We start from the raw sequence: 18569 nt of genomic DNA on the forward strand, positions 1-18569 counted from the left end.
GCCTCCTCACTTCACGACGACATTTTCCGCCCCCAGCAGTTCCTCCAGCTCCCGTACCAGGGCCGGATGGACCACCACCGGAGTGGGGCTCGTCCACTGGTTTTCCGCCTCGAACTTTGCCTTGAACAGCTCCTCTCCCGGGAACATGGTCAAAATCAGCTGGATCTTTTTCCAGCGGGGGTCGTCCATACTGGGCACACGGATGTAAAGCTTTTTTGCTTTTCCACTCTCTTCGGAAGCGGCGGGTGCGGCTGTGCCCGCCTGCTCCAGAGGGCGCACCCGGTCGCACATGAGCTGGGGCGCCTTCTCGTCCCGGACGGAGATGCGCCCCTCCGCCAGGATGGGCATATTCTCTTTCAGATAAGGCCCGCACTCCGCCAGCACCCGTGCAAAAACCAGCATCTCCAGCGAGCCGGTGTCGTCCTCCAGCGTTACGTAGGCCATGAGCGTATTGTTCCGGGTGGTCTTGGTCTTGGAGGCCGTCACAACTCCGGCCAGCGTGAGGCGCTGGCCGTCCCGGTAGGCGCTGGGCCCGCTCTCCTGCTCAAAGTCGGAGAGCACGCCGCCGATGGGCGCCGCCTGGAAGCGCTTGGCCAGGTCCCGGTATTCGTCCATGGGATGGCCGGTGAGATAAAGGCCGGTGGTCTCCTTTTCCATACGCATCAGCTGACTGCGGCTGTACTCCGGGAGATTCTTCAGGTGCATCGCCGGGGCGGACTCCGTCACGTCCCCTCCCCCGCCGAACAGGTCAAACTGGCCTTCCAGGTTCTTGCGGCGGGTCTGGGCGATCTGGTCCACCACCGACTCGCACACGTCCAGCAGCTGGGAACGATAGACGCCCATGCTGTCAAACGCCCCGCATTTGATGAGGTTCTCCAGCACCCGCTTGTTCAGGTCCGCGTCAAACAGGCGCTGGCAGAAGTCCGGAAAACCGGAAAAGGCCCCCGCCTGTTCCCGCTCCGCCAGCACAGCGTTGATGAATCCCCGCCCTACGCCCTTGACCGCCACCAGTCCGAAGCGGATGTGGTCGCCGGACACGGTGAAATCCGCCCCGGACTCGTTGATATCCGGCGGCAGCAGGGGGATGCCGCATTCCTTGCATTCCGCGATATACTCGGCCACCTTCTCGCTGGAATCCAGTACGGAGGTCAGCAGGGCGGCCATGTACTCCTTGGTGTAGTGATACTTGAACCAGGCCGTCTGATAGGCCACGATGGCGTAACTCACCGCGTGGGCCTTGTTGAAGGCGTACTCGGCAAAGGCTTCGATCTCATCGTAAATATCCTGCGCCGTCTGCTCCGGGACGCCCCGGTTCACACAGCCGGTGATGCCCCGGTCCGAATCGCCGTAGACGAACGATTTCCGCTCCTGTTCGATCTGGGCCCGCTTTTTCTTTGAAATCGCCCGGCGCACCATATCCGCCTGTCCCAGAGTATACCCCGCCAGCTTGCGGAATATCTCGATGACCTGCTCCTGATAAACGATACAGCCGTAGGTCACCGACAAAATAGGCTCCAGAAGCGGGGTCTTGTACTTGACCTTGTCCGGATTGTGCTTGCAGGCGATGAAGCGCGGGATGGAATCCATAGGGCCGGGGCGGTAGAGGGCGATGATGGCGGTGATGTCCTCAATGTTCTGGGGCTTGAGGCCCACGCATACGCCGGTCATCCCCGCCGATTCCATCTGGAACACGCCGGAGGTCCGCCCGTCGGAAAGCATCCGGAACACCTCCGGATCGGAGTCCGGGATATCCGCCAGCGTAAAGCCCGGCTGCTTTGCCGCTACCAGCTTCACGGTGTCATCCAGAATGGTCAGGTTGCGCAGGCCCAGAAAATCCATTTTGAGCAGGCCCAGCTCCTCAAGGGTCGTCATCACATACTGCGTGACCACGGATTCGTCGTTTTTCGCCAGAGGCACATAATCCACCACCGGCCTGCGGGTGATGACCACCCCGGCGGCGTGGGTGGAGGCGTGGCGGGGCATGCCCTCGATGGCCCGCGCCGTGTCGATGAGAGTGCGGATGCGCTCGTCCCCCTCATAGGAGTCCTTGAGCTGCTTGGAGAGCTTGAGGGCGTCGTCCAGAGTGATGTGGAGGGTGGACGGCACCTGCTTGGCCACCGCGTCCACATCGGCATAGGGGATGTTCAGGGCCCGGCCCACGTCCCGGATGGCCCCGCGGGCGGCCATGGTGCCGAAGGTGACGATCTGGGCCACGTGGTCGGCGCCGTACTTGTCCTGGACATATTCAATGACCTCCTGGCGGCGGCGGATGCAGAAGTCGATGTCGATATCAGGCATCGTGACCCGCTCCGGGTTCAGAAAGCGCTCGAAATAGAGGCTGTATTTCATGGGGTCCACATCGGTGATCTTCATACAGTAGGCCACCATGCTCCCCGCCGCCGAGCCACGGCCCGGCCCCACCGGAATGCCCCGCCCCTTGGCGTAGCCGATGAAGTCGGAGACAATGAGGAAGTAGTCCACAAAGCCCATCTGCCGGATGACGCCCATCTCGTAGGTCAGCCGCTCCCGATAGGCCGCCGGGGCGTCGGGGTAGCGGCGGGCAAACCCCTCTTCACAGAGCTTTTGGAAGTAGGCGTCCCCGTCGTCATAGCCTTCGGGCAGCTTGAATTCCGGCAGATGGTGTACGCCGAACCGGAACTCCAGATTGCAGGCGTCGGCGATCTTCTGCGTGTTCTCCACCGCCTGGGGATAGTCGGGAAAGAGGGCCGCCATCTCCTCGGCGGACTTCACATAAAGTTCCTGGGTCTCCATCTTCAGGCGATTGGGGTCGTCCACCGTTTTGCCCATCTGGATGCACATCAGGGTGTCCTGCATCTGGGCGTCTTCCCGGCGGAGGTAGTGGGCGTCGTTGGTCACCACCAGGGGAATGCCGGTCTCCTGATGGATGCGCAGCAGTCCCTGATTGATCTCCGGGTCCCGGGGCAAGGCGTGGTCCTGAAGCTCCAGATAGTAGCCGTCCGCCCCAAAGAGCTCCCGCATCTCCAGCGCGGCGGCCTTGGCGGCCTCGTAATTGCCCGCCAGGATCAGGCGGGGCACCTCCCCCGACTGACAGGCGGACAGGGCGATCAGGCCTTCCGCGTGTTCCCGCAGCAGCTGCTTGTCGATGCGCGGCTTGATGTAGAAGCCCTCGGTAAAGGCCGCCGAGTCCAGAAAACAGAGGTTGCGGTAGCCTACTTCGTTTTTGCACAGGAGGATCAAATGGCGGGCCTCCGCGTCGTACTCGTGGACGCGGTCGGTGCGGCTCCGCGGGGCTACGTAGACCTCGCAGCCGATGATGGGCTTGACCCCCGCCGCCTTGCAGGCCTTATAAAAGTCCACCACGCCGTACATGACCCCGTGGTCGGTGATGGCCACGGCGCTCTGTCCCAGCTCCTTGACGCGCTTGACCAGCTCCGTGATGCGGCAGGCGCCGTCCAGCAGAGAAAATTCCGTATGGACATGCAGGTGGACGAAGGACATGCGATTCAGCTCCTTTTTGTTCTCTCCGGTGAGCGGCAGGGCGGACGCTGCGCCGCCCTACCGCCATTCCATGCGTTTCTTGCACTTGGGACAGGCAAACCCGCCCTCCGAAGTGCGCTCCATGGCCTGTTTGAAGACGCTCTCACCGCAGGACGGGCAGCGCAGGCCCCGCTCGGCGGCCACTGCGCTCACGCACAGCACGGCTCCGCCCAGGATGACGGGCACGCCGTTGTGCAGGAGGTATCCGGCCAGAAGGCCCGCAAAAAAGACCGCCACGCAGCACAGCAGCTGCTTTTTCCAAATGGAATTCAGTTTCCGTTCCATCCTTCCGCTCCCTCTCCCGTTTCCCATCGCCCGCAAGGGCCTCACCGTTTCGCCAGTCCCAACAGCTTTCGCAGCCGGTGATTGAGGGCCGACTTGCTCACCGGCGGGTCGCACAGGGTGCAGAGCTGGGACAGTGTCATTTCCGGATGCGCCATGCGCAGATCCACCGCTTCCTTGAGCTTGTCCGGCAGTTCCGCCAGCATGCCCCGCTGTTCCAGCGTATAGATGGCCTCGATCTGTTCCTGGGCGGCGTCCACCGCCTTGTCCAGGTTGTGGGCGTCACAGTTGACCCGGCGATTGACGCTCCCCCGCAAGTCTTTCTCCGCCTTGGCGTTCATGATCTCCATCGCGGCCAGCGGCGCGCCGATGGCCGTCAAAAAATCCTCAATCGCCTCGCTCTGCTTGAAATAGGTCAGGCTGTTCCCCTTGCGCAGGGTCTCCTTGGGGGAAAACCCCGCCTCCAGCAGCAGCGCGCGCAGCTCTCCGCTGACGCTCAGGTGCGCAGTGGCAAGCTCCAGATGGTAGCGCTTGGCCGGGTCAGTGACCGAGCCGCCCGCCAGAAAGGCCCCCCGGAAAAAGGCCGTACGGCAGTGTTCCTCCTCCAGCACGGCAAAATTGATGTGGTGGGCCAAGCTCTCCGCCGGGTTCTGGCCAAAGGCGGAAAAGAGGGCGCACAGCTTGTCCGGCGCGGTGATCTGAAAGGTCCGCTTGCCCGCCCCTTCCTCCGGCATGCGGTCAAAGGCGAGGCGAAAGGCTTTCTGAAACAGAGCGGGCAGACGCTGGGCAAACTCCGCCGACTCCGTGACGATCCGCACCTGCCGGGGGGTAAACTGGTTGCAATAGAGCAGCACCCCGTAGGCCTCCGCCTGAGCGCAGCAGCGGCGGGAGAGGGACGAGCGGCACAGTTCCGCTTTCACCTGTGAAGAAAAGGACATGGGCTACCTCCCCCCCGCCCCGGCAAACCGATGAGAAGAACGCTGGTCCAGGCGGGTTTAAAAAATTTTCGTGTCCGCCCGTTCGCTGTAGAGTTCCATCACCGCCTGGGCCAGACGCCGGACGGAGTGGCGGGCGTAATCCTGGGTCTCGGAGGCCAGGGGCCGCTCCACCACCTCCACGCCCAGCGCTTCGATCGCGTCCCGGTCCACAACGATGGGAGCGGCGTCCTCTTCCCGGTAGCGCTCCAGCAGGCCCTGGCGCACGGGGGCGCAGTTGCACAGGCACAGGTCCACCAGCGCCGGGGCGGAATGGCGCAGCAGGGCCTTCACATGGTCGCAGGCCGTCATGCCCTCGGTCTCCCCATCCTGGGTCATGATATTGCAGATGTAGATCTTCAGCGCGTCGGAGGCGCACACCGCATCGGAAATGCCGTCCACCAGCAGGTTTGGGATGACGCTGGTATACAGGCTTCCCGGCCCCAGCAGGATCAGGTCGGCCTGACGGATCGCACGCACCGCCTCCGGCAGCGCCTTGGGATGCTCGGGCAGCAGGCGCACACTCTCAATGCGGCAGTCCTGAGCCTTTTTGAAGGCACAGATCTTGGACTCCCCCAGCACCGTGGCGCCGTTTTCAAAGGTGGCCTCCAGCGCCACGTCGGCATTGGTCACCGGCAGCACCCGGCCGGAGATGGCCAGCACCTGGCTCATGCGGGCCACCGCCTGGTCGAAGGAATCGGAAATGCCGTTGAGGGCCGCCAGGATCAGATTCCCGAAGGACTGGCCCGTCAGGTTGCCGGAGCCCGCCGGGAAGCGGTAGGTCAACAGCTGCTGCATGACCGGCTCCACATTGGCCAGGGCCTCCATACAGTGGCGGATGTCCCCCGGCGGGGGCATGCCAAGGTCCTGGCGCAGCCTGCCGGATCCGCCTCCGTCATCCGCCACGGTGACGATAGCGGTCAGGTTCTTGGTGTGGTTTTTCAGGCCCCGCAGCATGGTGGAAAGGCCGGTGCCGCCGCCGATGGCGACCACACGGGGCCCCCGCTGCTCCCACCCGGCCTGGGCGCATTCGTCATGTTCCATCGCTGCGCCCTCCTTATGCACGGGTCATGTCCCGGTGGTTTTCCGTGGCTGGATAGCCCTTCCGGCGGATAAACTCCGCCAGGGCGCGGGTAATGGCGACGCTGCGGTGCTGTCCGCCGGTGCAGCCCACACCGATGACCAGCACCGTCTTTCCCTCCTCCACATACTGCGGCAGCAAAAAGCCCATCAGATGCTCCATATGGGTCATAAAGTCGCGGGTCTGCTGGTAGCCGAAGACGAAGCTGTACACCCCGTCGTCCAGGCCGGTCTGATGGCGCAGCTCGGCAATATAGTAGGGGTTGGGCAAAAAGCGCACGTCGAACACCAGGTCGGCCTCGATGGGGATGCCGTATTTAAAGCCGAAGGAGATGACGTTGACGCTCATCGCGGGCGTATCCGCCCCGCCGCCGAAGATCCGCAGCACCTCTCCCCGCAGCTTGGCGTTGGTCAGGGCCGAAGTGTCGATGATGTACTCCGCGCGCTGCCGGACGGGTGCAAGCACCGTGCGCTCCTGGCGCACCGCCTCATCCAGGGAACGGGACGCGCCCGCCAGCGGGTGGATGCGCCGGGTCTCCTTATAGCGCTTGATGATGGTCTCCACGCCGGCCTCCACGAAGAGGATCTTATAATCGCAGCCCATCCGATGCAGCGCCGACAGCGCCTCGAAGAGGCCCTCGAAGGTCTGTCCGCCCCGGATATCGGTGACCAGGGCCACCCGCTCATACCGCCCGGGAGAGGCCATGCACAGCTCCGCAAATTTCGGGATCAGCGGGGCGGGCAGATTGTCCACCACATAAAATCCGATGTCCTCCAAAAAGGAGGCCACCTTACTTTTTCCCGCCCCGGACAGGCCGGAGATCAGTATCAATTCCATATTGGTCACAGTCCTCAAAATCCCAAAAATTTCACTTCCGGCTCCAGCGCTACGCCGGTGCGCGCCAGAACCGTCTCCTGGACACGCGCGATGAGCCGCCGCACGTCGTCCGCCGTGGCTCCGCCCCGGTTGACAAGAAAGCCCGCGTGCTTCTCCGACACCTGGGCGCCGCCCACCCGCGTGCCCTTGAGCCCGCATTCCTCGATAAGCGCGGCGGCAAAGCGCCCCTCCGGCCGCTTGAAGGTGCTCCCGGCGCTGGGCCACTCCAGGGGCTGTTTCTCCCGCCGTTTGGCGGCCAGCTCGTCCATGCGGGCCTGGATGGCCTCCGCATCTCCCGGCTGGAGCTCCAGCTCCGCCTCCAGGACAAGCCAGTCCGGGTGGTCGGAGAACAGGCTGTGCCGGTAGGTCAGGGCGCACTCGGCGGCGGGCAGGGTGCGCTCCTCCCCCGCCCCGTCCAGATAGGTGACTGCGGTGAGCACCTGAACCATCTCCCCGCCATAGGCCCCGGCGTTCATCACCACTGCGCCCCCCAGAGTGCCGGGGATGCCGTGGGCGAACTCCAGGCCGGTCAGCCCCCGGCCCAGGGCCGCCCTGGCCAGCCGGGCCAGGGAGATGCCGCTCTCCGCCCGCAGGCGGCGGTTGGCCTCCCATACCCGATCCAGGCCGCTCACCTTGAGCACGAAGCCCTCGTAGCCGGCGTCCGACACCAGCAGATTGCTGCCATTTCCCAGGAAAAAGGGGGCGATCCCCTTCTCTGCGGCCGCCCGCACGGCGGCGGCGGCCTCCTTCCGGCTCCCGGGCAGCGCCATCAGACGGGCCGGTCCCCCCACCCGGAAGGTGGTGTGCCCCCGCATGGGCTCCTCCTCCCGCAGCTCCAGGCCGGGCAGCGTACGTTTCAATTCGGTCGCAAGGGCAGAAAAGCGATCCATACCCCACCTCCGTCAGGATCATTGATCAAGGCAACGCCGTACCACCGGCGGACAAGGCAGCCGGGCTGACGCCCGGCTGCAAGGATGACGAAGCCGGATGTTCTCGCAGCCCCGAACAACCGCGTTGTCTCCCGTTTGCCGACGGTATCATTTTCCAAATGCCGTTTGCAGGAAACTTTGCGCCAAAAAGGTGAAAAACACCGAAATCCTTTGTGTATCTCGCGTATTGCCAACACATTTACGGCGCAAAATTGCCGCAAAGCGCCGCAGGCATACTTGTGCTGCGCCGCCTTGCATTATTATATCAGATTTCGCGTTGGAATAGAAGAGCTCACGCCGGATTTCCAAAGCGCTGGAACTCCGCCGCGCCGCCCCGGAAGACGTTCAGGTCGATCTTGTCCTGGCTTCCGTAATAACCCGGGAGACGGGCGGTGTGCGAATACTGCCAGAAGGTCCAGCCCGGCACCAGCGGGAAGACCACCGGGCTGGAGCACCAGATGGGATAGGCCCCATAGTCTCCTCCCGCCAGATAGCGATAATAGGAGCGATAGGTCACATAGAGGATGGGCTTGACGCCGTAATACTCCTCCAAACGCGCCAGCAGCGGGTCCAGAATGGCGCGTACCGCCGCGCGCTCCGGCGGATCGGTCAGATAGGCGCCATAAAACTCGATATCCACCACCGGAGGCAGCATTCCCTCGGTCCGGGGCACCACGCTGATAAAATGATCCGCCTGGGCGTCTCCGGAGCTGTCGTAGCTGAGAAAGTGGTAAGCCCCCGCCCGGATGCCCGCCGCGAACGCGCCCGCCCAGTTGGCGGAAAATTGCCGGTCTTGCAGGGCGCTTCCTTCGGTGGCCTTGAGGAAGGCGAAGTCCACCCCCTGCTCCGCCAGGACGGGCCAGTCCACCACTCCCTGGTAGGAGGAGACATCCACGCCGAAAACCTCCCACTGCTCCGGGTCCGCCTCCTGGGCGAAGAGCAGCAGCCCCCGCCAGCGCAGCAGGCCCAAAAGCGCCAGCACGGCGGCGCAAAGAACCAGGAGGACCAGGGCGAGCCGTCCCAGTCCCCGTAAAACTTTTTTCAATCGTATCACCATAGAATATGATACCCGGATATCCGGGAAATGGCAACAAAAAAAATCGTGGGCGCGCCGCAATGCGGCGCGCCCCGGCGTGTCGAACCGATTCGGCGCGCGCTTTGGCATGCGTTTATGGCAGATTGGTATAGCCCATCAGGTACTCGTCCACCGCCCGGGCCGCGCCGCGGCCCTCCCGGATGGCCCACACCACCAGGGACTGGCCCCGGCGCATATCGCCGGCGGCGAAGATTTTGCCCGCGCCGGCAGCATAACCGTCCGCCTGCGTTTTCACACAGGCGCGTGGGGTCAGCTCCAGGCCAAAGGCGTCGCTGACATACTTCTGCGCCCCCAGAAAGCCCGCGGCGATGAGCAGCAGCTCGCACTCCAGCACCGCTTCGCTCCCCGGCAGGGGCTTGCAATCGCTTCCCAGCCGGACGGTCTTGACGGCTTTCAGGTTTCCCTGTTCGTCCGGAAGCAATTCCGTAACGGTGGTCTGGTAGCGGCGCGGGTCCCGGCCAAAGACGGCGACGGCCTCCTCCTGACCGTAATCTGTCTTGCAGACGCGGGGCCACTCGGGCCAGGGATTGTTCCCGCCGCGCCGGTCGGGGGCCTTGGGCATCATCTCCAGCTGGACCACGCTCTTACAGCCGTGGCGGATACAGGTGCCCACGCAGTCATTGCCCGTATCGCCGCCGCCCACGACCACCACGTGTTTCCCCCGGGCGGAGGGGTACGCTCCGTCGGTCAGGCCGGAATTCAGCAGGCTGCGGGTGGTCTCCTTGAGGAAGTCCACCGCGAAGCAGACCCCACGGGTCTCCCGTCCGGCTACGTTCAGATCCCGGGGATCCGAGGCGCCGCAGCAGAGCACCACTGCGTCAAACTCCTGCAAAAGCTCCTTGGCCTTCCGGTCCCTCCCCACGTCCACGCCGCAGCGGAACGTCACGCCCTGCTCCCGCATCAGTGCGATCCGGCGCAGGACGACGGATTTCTCCAGCTTCATGTTGGGGATGCCGTACATCAGCAGGCCGCCGGGGCGGTCCTCCCGCTCAAAGACGGTGACGCTGTGGCCCCGCAGGCTCAGCTGGTCGGCGCAGGCCAGGCCGGAGGGGCCGGAGCCCACCACCGCCACCCGCTTTCCGGTGCAGGCTCCGCTGGGCCGGGGCCGGACCAGTCCGCGCTCCCAGGCGTCCTCGATGATCCCCAGCTCGTTTTCTTTGATCGTGACCGGCTGTCCATGCAATCCGCAGGTGCAGGCCGCCTCGCACAGGGCGGGGCAGACCCGTCCGGTGAATTCCGGAAAATTGTTGGTTTTTAAAAGCCGCTCCAGGGCGTGGCCGAAGTTGCCGGTATAGACCAGATCGTTCCATTCCGGCACCAGGTTGTGCAGCGGGCAGCCGGAGACCATGCCGCCCAGCACCGCGCCCGACTGGCAGAACGGCACGCCGCACTCCATGCAGCGCCCCCCCTGCCGCCGCCGCTCCTCCCGGTCCAGCCGGGGGTGAAACTCCTGATAATGCCGGATGCGCGCCTGGGGGTCCTCCGCCGGGTTGGCCTGGCGCTGGTATTCCAAAAATCCGGTAGGCTTTCCCATCTGCCTTACTCCCCTTTCTTGCCGGTGTTGACGTAAAAAGCCTCCACCTCCGCCTGCCGGCGGGTCATGCCCTTCTCCTCATACTGGGCGATGGTGCGCAGCATGCGGTCGTAATCGTGCGGCAGGATCTTCTTGAACCGCGGCAGACAGCCCTCAAAATCCGCCAGGATCTCCCGGCCGCGCGGAGAGCCGGTGGCGTCCACGTGGGCCTGGATGAGCGCCTTCAGTTCCGCGATATCGTGCTTCTCGGTGACCAGTTCCATCGAGACCAGTTCCTTGTTCAGACGCAGGTACAGATCCCGGTCCTCATCCAGGACAAAGGCCACCCCGCCGCTCATGCCCGCGGCGAAGTTGCGCCCGGTGCGGCCCAGAACCACCACCCGGCCGCCGGTCATGTACTCGCAGCCGTGGTCACCCACGCCTTCCACCACGGCGGTAGCACCGGAATTGCGCACGCAGAAGCGCTCTCCGGCCACGCCGTTGAGAAACGCCGTCCCGCTGGTGGCGCCGTACAGGGCCACGTTGCCCACCAGAATGTTTTCGCCGGCCTGGAACCGGCTGCCTCTGGGTGGATAAACCACCAGTTTACCGCCGGAGAGGCCTTTGCCCAGATAGTCGTTGGCGTCTCCCTCCAGCTCCAGGGTCAGGCCCTTTGGAATGAAGGCCCCGAAGGACTGCCCGCCGCCGCCGGTACATTTGACGGTAAAGGTATCCTCCTCCAGCGCGCCGCCGTGGAGCCGGGTGATGTCGGAGCCCAGGATCGCGCCTACGGCGCGGTCGGTACTGGACACCGCCACCTCCACCCGGCACTTTTTCCCCTGCTCCAGGGCCTTGCCCAGTTTCTTCTCCAGCGTCTTCAGGTCCACGCTCTGCTCCAGATGGAAGTCGAACACATCCTTGGGGTCAAAGTGGGTCTTGGTCCCGGCGGGATAGGGGTTGTCCAAAAGGGCGCGAAGGTCTACCGTGGCCGCCCGGCGGTTCACCGGGGGCCGGACCTTCAGCAGGTCGGTGCGGCCCACCAGCTCCTCCACGGTGCGCACGCCCAGCCGGGCCATGTGCTCCCGCAGCTCCTGAGCGATAAAGCGCATAAAGTTGACCACGTATTCCGGCTTGCCCGCAAAGCGGCGGCGCAGCTCCGGATTCTGTGTGGCCACGCCCACGGGACAGGTGTCCAGGTTGCACACCCGCATCATCACGCATCCCATGGTCACCAGCGGCGCCGTGGCAAAGCCGAACTCCTCGGCGCCCAGCATGCAGGCGATCGCCACGTCCCGGCCGCTCATCAGCTTGCCGTCGGTCTCGATGACCACGCGGGAGCGCAGGTCGTTCCGGATCAGGGTCTGATGGGTCTCCGCCAGCCCCAGCTCCCAGGGCAGGCCCGCGTTATGGATGGACGTGCGGGGCGCGGCGCCGGTGCCGCCGTCATAGCCGGAGATGAGCACCACCTGGGCCCCGGCCTTGGCCACGCCGGCGGCGATGGTGCCCACCCCGGCCTCGCTGACCAGCTTCACCGAGATGCGTGCGTCCCGGTTGGCGTTTTTCAGGTCATAGATCAGCTGGGCCAAGTCCTCGATGGAGTAGATATCGTGGTGGGGCGGCGGGGAGATCAGGGTGACGCCGGGGGTGGAGTGGCGGCACTTGGCGATCCAGGGGTAGACCTTGCCGGCCGGCAGATGCCCGCCCTCGCCGGGCTTGGCGCCCTGGGCCATCTTGATCTGGATCTCCCGGGCGGATACCAGATACGCGCTGGTGACGCCGAAGCGGCCGGAGGCCACCTGCTTGATGGCGGAGTTGCGGGAGGGATCGCCCAGGCGGTCGGGCTCCTCGCCGCCCTCGCCGGAGTTGGACTTGCCGCCCAACAGGTTCATGGCCTGTGCCAGGCACTCGTGGGCCTCCTGCGAGATGGAGCCATAGCTCATGGCTCCGGTCTTGAAGCGCTTGACGATGGAGTCCACGCTCTCCACCTCGTCCAGGGGGAGCGGCGTATCCTGATACTCCATCTCCAGAAGGCCCCGGAGCGTGTGGGGCCTGGTCTCATCGTCCACCAGAGCGGTATACTGCTTGAACAGCGCGTAATCCCCCCTCCGGGCGGCCTGCTGCAGCAGGTGGATGGTCTGGGGATTGTACATGTGGTCCTCGGCTCCGGAACGGGCCTTGTGGACCCCCATGCTGTCCAGTGCGGGGTCGCATCCCAGGCCCAGCGGATCAAACGCCTTGGAGTGGTTGCGGTCCACCATTTCCTCAATCTCCTGCAGGCCGATGCCGCCCACCCGGGAGACGGTGTTGGTGAAATACGCGTCCACCACGTCCCGGTTGATGCCGATGGCCTCGAAGATCTGAGCGGACTGATAGGACTGGAGGGTGGAGATGCCCATCTTGGAGGCGATCTTCACGATGCCGTGGAGGATGGCCGCGTCGTAGTCGTCCACCGCCGTGTGAAAGTCCTTGTCCAGCAGGCCCTCCTCGATGAGCTCCACGATGGTCTCCTGGGCCAGATAGGGATGGATGGCCCGGGCGCCGTAGCCCAGCAGGGTGGCAAAATGGTGGACGTCCCGGGGCTCGGCGGACTCCAGCAGGATGGAGACCGCCGTGCGCTTCTTGGTGCGGACCAGGTACTGCTCAATGGCGGATACCGCCAGCAGGGACGGGATGGCCACATGGTTTTCATCCACGCCCCGGTCGGAGAGGACCACGATGTTGGCCCCGTCCCGGTAGGCCCGGTCCACCGCCACAAAGAGATGCTCCAGCGCCCGCTGCAGAGGCGTATTCTTATAGTAGAGGATGGAGACGGTCTCTACCTGGAAGCCGGGGCGCTTCATGGCCTTGATCTTCATCATGTCGGTGGAGGTGAGGATGGGGTTTCGGATCTGGAGGACCCGGCAGTTTTCCGCCCGTTCCTCCAGCAGGTTCCCGTCGTCTCCGGCATAGACGGTGGTGTCGGTGACGATCTCTTCCCGGATCGCGTCGATGGGCGGATTGGTCACCTGGGCAAAGAGCTGCTTGAAATAGTGAAACAGGGGCTGATCCTTGTCGTCCAGCACCGCAAGGGGGATATCGGTCCCCATAGCGGCGGTGGGCTCCGCCCCGGTGCGGGCCATCGGCAGGATGGTATTGCGCACATCCTCATAGGTATAACCGAACGCCTTCTGCAGGCGGGCCCGCTGCTGCTTGGAGCAGACGGGCGCCCGGTGGTTGGGCACCTCCAGGTCGGACAGGTGGACCAGGTTGCGGTCCAGCCATTCGCCGTAGGGCTGGCGGGAGGCGTAGCGCTGCTTGAGCTCCTCGTCCCCGATGACGCGCCCTTCTTTGGTATCCACCAGCAGCATCCGCCCCGGCTGGAGACGGGATTTCTCCACGATGCGCTCCGGCGGGAGATCCAGCACCCCCACCTCGGAGGCGAGGATGAGCTTATCGTCGTCCGTCACGTAATACCGGGAGGGCCGCAGGCCGTTGCGGTCCAGCACCGCGCCCACCACGTCGCCGTCGGAGAAGAGGATGGAGGCCGGACCGTCCCAGGGCTCCATGAGCGTGGCGTAATACTGGTACAGATCCCGCTTAGAGCGGGAAATGGTGCGGTCGTTGCTCCAGGGCTCCGGGATCGCCACCATGACGGCCAGAGGCAGGTCCATGCCCGCCATCATCAGAAACTCCAGCGTATTGTCCAGCATGGCCGAGTCGGAGCCGGAGACGTTGACCACCGGCAGCACCTTGTCCATATCCCCGTCCAGCAGTCGGGAGGACATGGTCTCCTCCCGGGCCAGCATACGGTCCACATTGCCCCGGATAGTGTTGATCTCGCCGTTGTGGGCCATGAGGCGGTTGGGGTGGGCCCGCTCCCAGGACGGGTTGGTGTTGGTGGAGAAGCGGGAGTGGACCAGGGCCACGGCGGACTCATAGTCGCGGCTTTGCAGATCCGGATAGAAGCCCCGCAGCTGTTCCACCAGAAACATGCCCTTATAGACGATGGTACGGCTGGACAGTGAGGCTACATAGGTGTTGTCGTTGGACTGCTCGAACACCCGGCGCACCACGTAGAGCTTCCGGTCAAAGCCAAGGCCCCGCTCCAGCCCCTCCGGGCGCTTCACAAAGCCCTGCTCCATATAGGGCATTTTGGCCAGGGCCTTGTGCCCCAAGATCTCCGGGCGCACGGGCACCGTCCGCCAGCCCAGGAATTCCAGCCCCTCCTTCTGCACGATGATCTCAAACATCTTCTTGGCCTGCATGCGCTTGAGGGTGTCCTGGGGAAAGAAGAACATCCCGATGCCGTAATCCCGCTCCTCCCCCAGGGAAAAGCCCAGGTCCTTCACGGCCCTGGAGAAGAATTTGTGGGAGATCTGCACCAGGATGCCCACGCCGTCGCCGGTCTTCCCCTCGGCGTCCTTGCCCGCCCGGTGCTCCAGCTTTTCCACGATCTTCAGCGCCTCGTCCACATTCCGGTGGCTGCGGCGGCCCTTGATGTCCACCACCGCGCCGATGCCGCAGGTGTCATGCTCAAAGGCCGGAGAATAGAGCCCGCTCTGCCGGCCGGCCTCGTACTTGCGTCGTTCCATTTGTAAGCCCCCCTTGGGTGGTTTTCAGAGTACCGCTCGAATCCGCTCCACGGCCTCTGCAGTGTCCTCCGCGCCGCCGAACGCGCTCAGGCGGATATAGCCCTCCCCGCTGGGTCCGAAGCCCGCGCCGGGCGTCGTGACCACGCCCGCCTGCTGGAGCAGCAGGTCGAAAAAGGCCCAGGAACCCATGCCGTGCGGCGTCTTCGCCCAGACATAGGGGGAATTCTCCCCACCGGAGACGGTGAGGCCCGCCCCGGCCAGGCCCGCCCGGATGACCCGGGCGTTGTTTTGATAAAAGCCGATGGTCTCCCGCACCTGGGCGCGGCCCGCGTCCGAATACACCGCCTGGGCGCCCCGCTGCACCACATAGGGCACGCCGTTGAATTTCGTGGTCTGGCGGCGGTTCCACAGCGTGTTCAGACTTGCGCCGCCCCGCTCCAGGTCCCTGGGCACCACCGTATAGGCGCAGCGGTTTCCGGTAAAGCCCGCCGTCTTGGAGAAGGAGCGGAATTCGATGGCGCAGCGCCGGGCGCCCTCGATCTCAAAAATGCTGTGCGGAATGGAGGGATCGCTGATAAAGGCCTCGTAGGCCGAATCGAACAGGATCACCGCCCCCCGGCTCTCGGCGTAATCCACCCAGGCCTGCAGCTGTTCCCGGGTGGCCACCGCGCCGGTGGGGTTATTGGGAAAGCACAGGTAGATCAGATCCACCTTGCTCTCCGGCAGAGCGGGCGCAAAGCCGTTCTCCGCCGTACAGGGCATATAGACCAGATTGCTCCAGCGGCCCACGGCCTCGCTGTACTCCCCCGCCCGGCCCGCCATGGCGTTGGTATCCACGTACACCGGGTACACCGGGTCGCACACCGCCACCACATTGTCCACGCCGAAGATATCCCCGATGTTGCCGCAGTCGCTTTTGGCGCCGTCGGAGATGAAGATCTCGTCCGGAGCGATCTCCGCGCCCCGCGCCTGATAGTCGTATTCCGCGATGGCCTGGCGGAGAAAGTCATAGCCCTGCTCCGGACCGTAACCCCGGAAGCCCTCCATCGTGCCCATCTCGTCTACGGCCGCGTGCATGGCGGAGATCACCGCCGGGGCCAGCGGCCGGGTCACATCCCCGATGCCCAGGCGGATGAGCCGCTTGTCCGGGTTCTTCTGGCCATAGGCCGTCACACGGCGTGCGATCTCGGTAAAGAGGTAGCTGCCGGGCAGTTTGCGGTAGTTCTCATTGATTTTAGTCATCGCAGTTTGCTCCTTTGCAATCAGGTTTCACTGGCGGCATCCCCCCTTGGATCCCGCCACGGTGCGCAGGCGGCCGGGCGCTGGAACGGCGCAGATAGCAGAGTGGCGGCAGTCACGCTCTCTGACTGCCGCCACAAGACCGCTTCGTCTTATGCTATCGTTCTATGTATATGGCTTATGCGCCCTCTAATACCAGCTGCGCGGTCTGAATCAGCTTGGCGCCGCTGTCCATGCTCTTTTTCTGGAGGAACCGGTGGGCCTGGGCCTCGGTCATGCCGTGGCGGTCCATCAGCACCTGCTTGGCCTGGACGATGACGGCCTGCTCCTCCTCGCTGCGGCGGGGCCTCACGTAGCGCTCCAGACGGTGCCCTACCTGCAGGAGCATCCGCACCGAGGCGATCAGATCGCCCTTGGCCACCGGGGAGGCCAGTTTGAAGATATCGTCGTTCTGACACAGGTCCAGCAGGCTCTGAACCGCGACCACCAGCATGGCGCAGGTGGGCGGCAGATCCTCAAACAGCCCCTCCGCCGATTCGTCGGCAAATTTGTAGCCGCAGACCACCGTGCTGACATGCAGCTTGCTGACGGCCCGCTTGACCTGATCGCCGGACCGGCAGACGATGCAGGAGGCGGTCCCGGTATTCTCCAGGATCTCCTTGATCCGCCAGCAGCTTTTATCGCTTTCGAAGGCGACAATCACCTTCTCCATTCTTCTACCACTCCTTTTCTTAAGGAGTATCTAAGGGCGGTATCAGTAGTTGATGATATACTTTTCCCGCTCCCAGGAAGAGACGCGGGTACGGTACTCGTCCCACTCCTTCCTCTTACCCTCAATATAATTCTCGGCCACATGCGCGCCCAGCGCGTCCAGAATGAGCGAATCCTCCTGCATGGCCTTGACCGCTTCCTCCAGCGAGCCGGGCAGGCTGTCGATGCCGCGCGCGTCACGGGCGGCCTGATCCATGGCAAAGATGTTCTCGGTGATCTCCGCGGGCGGGACCAGGCCCTTCTCGATGCCGTCCAGGCCGGCGGCCAGACAGACGGCCAGCTCCAGATAGGGGTTGCAGCAGGGGTCGGGGCTGCGCAGCTCCACGCGGGTGGACTGGCCGCGGGAAGCGGGGATGCGGATCAGCGCGGAGCGGTTGGAGGCCGACCAGGCCAGATAGCAGGGAGCCTCATAGCCGGGCACCAAACGTTTGTAGGAGTTGACCAGCGGATTGGTGATGGCGGCGAAGCCCTTCACATGGGCCAGCAGGCCGGCGATAAAGGAGTAGGCCTCCCTGGACAGGCCCTTTTCCCCATTCGGGTCATAGAACGCGTTCTTGCCGTTCCGGAACAGAGACATATTGGTATGCATGCCGGAGCCGTTGATGCCGAAGATGGGCTTGGGCATAAACGTGGCGTGCAGGCCGTTCTTCTGCGCCAGCGTCTTGACCGCCAGCTTGAAGGTCATGATCTTGTCGGCGCACTCCAGCGCAGGGGCGTACTTGAAGTCGATCTCGTGCTGGCCCTCGGCCACCTCATGGTGGCTGGCCTCGATCTCATATCCCATCTGCTCCAGGGCCAGGCAGATCTCGCGGCGGGTGCCCTCGCCATGGTCCAGCGGGCCCAGGTCAAAATAGCCGGCCTCGTCGTTGGTCTTGGTGGTGGGCTTGCCCTCGTCGTCGGTCTGGAACAGGAAGAACTCGGCCTCGGGCCCAACGTTGAAGGTGTCGTAGCCCATCTTCCTGGCCTTGTCCAGCACACGCTTGAGCACGCCGCGGGGGTCGCCCACGAAGGGGGTGCCGTCGGGATTGTACACGTCGCAGATCAGGCGGGCCACCTTGCCGTGCTGGGGCCGCCAGGGGAAGACCACGAAGGAGTCCAGATCGGGATACAGGTATTGGTCGGACTCGTCGATCCGCACAAAGCCCTCGATGGAAGAACCGTCGAACATGATCTGGTTATTGACCGCCTTCTCGATCTGGGAAGCGGTGATGGCCACATTCTTGAGCTGGCCGAAGATGTCGGTGAACTGAAGACGGACAAATTCAATATCCTCTTCTTTTACCATGCGAATGATGTCTTCCTTGGTGTACGCCATTGCGGGTATCCCCTTTCATCCTTGAAATTACAGGTTTGATGCGGCGTTTTTGCAGATACGGCGGTATCTGTAAAAAGAAGGCGCTCCGCCCTGTGGGTCGGAACGCCTTCGTTCGCAACTGATGGTTTGAGTATACGACCTCCGGCGTGTTCTGTCAAGGCATTTGTGAAGGATTTCGCATCTTTGTTGCAAATATCAGGGACAGACGCCACAACCGCCCATCCTTTATGCAACTTTTGCACAAGCCGACTGCAAACGCAGGAGTTTGGTCATCTGCACGCTTCCATGGCGGAGCGCACATGCACGCCGCCCCTGCGTCAAGGCCCGATTCACGCGCCGCGCGCTGCGGCTTCCGCCAGACGTCGATGGGATATTTCCCGGTAAAGCAGCCGCCGCAGAACTT

12 protein-coding genes are annotated in these 18569 nt (G+C 64.0%); all 12 read right to left on the reverse strand.

Annotation, left to right across the window (positions count from 1 at the left end):
* Nucleotides 1-6 precede the first annotated feature (6 nt).
* Nucleotides 7-3480, reverse strand: a complete 3474-nt coding sequence (locus tag H8S57_RS09635) for a DNA polymerase III subunit alpha (protein ID WP_186907866.1) — start codon at nt 3478-3480, stop codon at nt 7-9.
* 57 nt (nt 3481-3537) lie between these two features.
* Nucleotides 3538-3804, reverse strand: coding sequence for a hypothetical protein (locus H8S57_RS09640; RefSeq protein ID WP_186907867.1), 267 nt, complete (start codon nt 3802-3804; stop codon nt 3538-3540).
* A gap of 41 nt (nt 3805-3845) precedes the next feature.
* Nucleotides 3846-4739, reverse strand: a complete 894-nt coding sequence (gene whiA / locus H8S57_RS09645; RefSeq protein WP_186907868.1) for a DNA-binding protein WhiA — start codon at nt 4737-4739, stop codon at nt 3846-3848.
* Between the two features lie 57 nt (nt 4740-4796).
* Complete coding sequence (locus H8S57_RS09650; RefSeq protein ID WP_186907869.1) at nt 4797-5819, reverse strand: gluconeogenesis factor YvcK family protein; 1023 nt, start codon at nt 5817-5819, stop codon at nt 4797-4799.
* Between the two features lie 13 nt (nt 5820-5832).
* Entirely contained in the window at nt 5833-6693 is an 861-nt protein-coding gene (gene rapZ, locus H8S57_RS09655; RefSeq protein ID WP_186907870.1) for an RNase adapter RapZ, read from the reverse strand.
* 14 nt (nt 6694-6707) lie between these two features.
* Nucleotides 6708-7622, reverse strand: a complete 915-nt coding sequence (murB, locus tag H8S57_RS09660) for a UDP-N-acetylmuramate dehydrogenase (protein WP_186907871.1) — start codon at nt 7620-7622, stop codon at nt 6708-6710.
* Nucleotides 7623-7953: 331 nt separating this feature from the next.
* Nucleotides 7954-8706 (reverse strand): glycoside hydrolase family 25 protein, encoded by a 753-nt coding sequence (locus tag H8S57_RS09665; protein WP_186907872.1) that lies wholly within the window; start codon nt 8704-8706, stop codon nt 7954-7956.
* Between the two features lie 124 nt (nt 8707-8830).
* On the reverse strand, nt 8831-10291 hold the full coding sequence (locus H8S57_RS09670) for a glutamate synthase subunit beta (protein WP_186907873.1): 1461 nt from the start codon (nt 10289-10291) through the stop codon (nt 8831-8833).
* A 5-nt stretch (nt 10292-10296) separates the two neighbouring features.
* Nucleotides 10297-14841, reverse strand: coding sequence for a glutamate synthase large subunit (gene gltB, locus H8S57_RS09675; RefSeq protein WP_186907874.1), 4545 nt, complete (start codon nt 14839-14841; stop codon nt 10297-10299).
* A gap of 24 nt (nt 14842-14865) precedes the next feature.
* Nucleotides 14866-16083: an LL-diaminopimelate aminotransferase gene (locus H8S57_RS09680; RefSeq protein ID WP_186907875.1), complete on the reverse strand. Its 1218-nt coding sequence runs from the start codon at nt 16081-16083 to the stop codon at nt 14866-14868.
* A 175-nt stretch (nt 16084-16258) separates the two neighbouring features.
* Nucleotides 16259-16792: an ANTAR domain-containing response regulator gene (locus H8S57_RS09685; RefSeq protein ID WP_186907876.1), complete on the reverse strand. Its 534-nt coding sequence runs from the start codon at nt 16790-16792 to the stop codon at nt 16259-16261.
* A gap of 42 nt (nt 16793-16834) precedes the next feature.
* The gene (gene glnA, locus H8S57_RS09690; protein ID WP_186907877.1) at nt 16835-18166 is read right to left on the reverse strand and encodes a type I glutamate--ammonia ligase; all 1332 of its coding nucleotides are present in this window, start codon (nt 18164-18166) and stop codon (nt 16835-16837) included.
* Between the last annotated feature and the right edge of the window lie 403 nt (nt 18167-18569).

The sequence above is a fragment of the Lawsonibacter hominis genome (assembly GCF_014287895.1).
GTDB lineage: Bacteria > Bacillota > Clostridia > Oscillospirales > Oscillospiraceae > Lawsonibacter_A > Lawsonibacter_A hominis.

Coding starts and splice junctions, on each gene's coding strand:
- H8S57_RS09635 (WP_186907866.1), bottom strand. CDS start 3,480: ATGTCCTTCGTCCACCTGCATGTCCATACGGAATTTTCTCTGCTGGAC.
- H8S57_RS09640 (WP_186907867.1), bottom strand. CDS start 3,804: ATGGAACGGAAACTGAATTCCATTTGGAAAAAGCAGCTGCTGTGCTGC.
- whiA (WP_186907868.1), bottom strand. CDS start 4,739: ATGTCCTTTTCTTCACAGGTGAAAGCGGAACTGTGCCGCTCGTCCCTC.
- H8S57_RS09650 (WP_186907869.1), bottom strand. CDS start 5,819: ATGGAACATGACGAATGCGCCCAGGCCGGGTGGGAGCAGCGGGGGCCC.
- rapZ (WP_186907870.1), bottom strand. CDS start 6,693: ATGGAATTGATACTGATCTCCGGCCTGTCCGGGGCGGGAAAAAGTAAG.
- murB (WP_186907871.1), bottom strand. CDS start 7,622: ATGGATCGCTTTTCTGCCCTTGCGACCGAATTGAAACGTACGCTGCCC.
- H8S57_RS09670 (WP_186907873.1), bottom strand. CDS start 10,291: ATGGGAAAGCCTACCGGATTTTTGGAATACCAGCGCCAGGCCAACCCG.
- gltB (WP_186907874.1), bottom strand. CDS start 14,841: ATGGAACGACGCAAGTACGAGGCCGGCCGGCAGAGCGGGCTCTATTCT.
- H8S57_RS09680 (WP_186907875.1), bottom strand. CDS start 16,083: ATGACTAAAATCAATGAGAACTACCGCAAACTGCCCGGCAGCTACCTC.
- H8S57_RS09685 (WP_186907876.1), bottom strand. CDS start 16,792: ATGGAGAAGGTGATTGTCGCCTTCGAAAGCGATAAAAGCTGCTGGCGG.
- glnA (WP_186907877.1), bottom strand. CDS start 18,166: ATGGCGTACACCAAGGAAGACATCATTCGCATGGTAAAAGAAGAGGAT.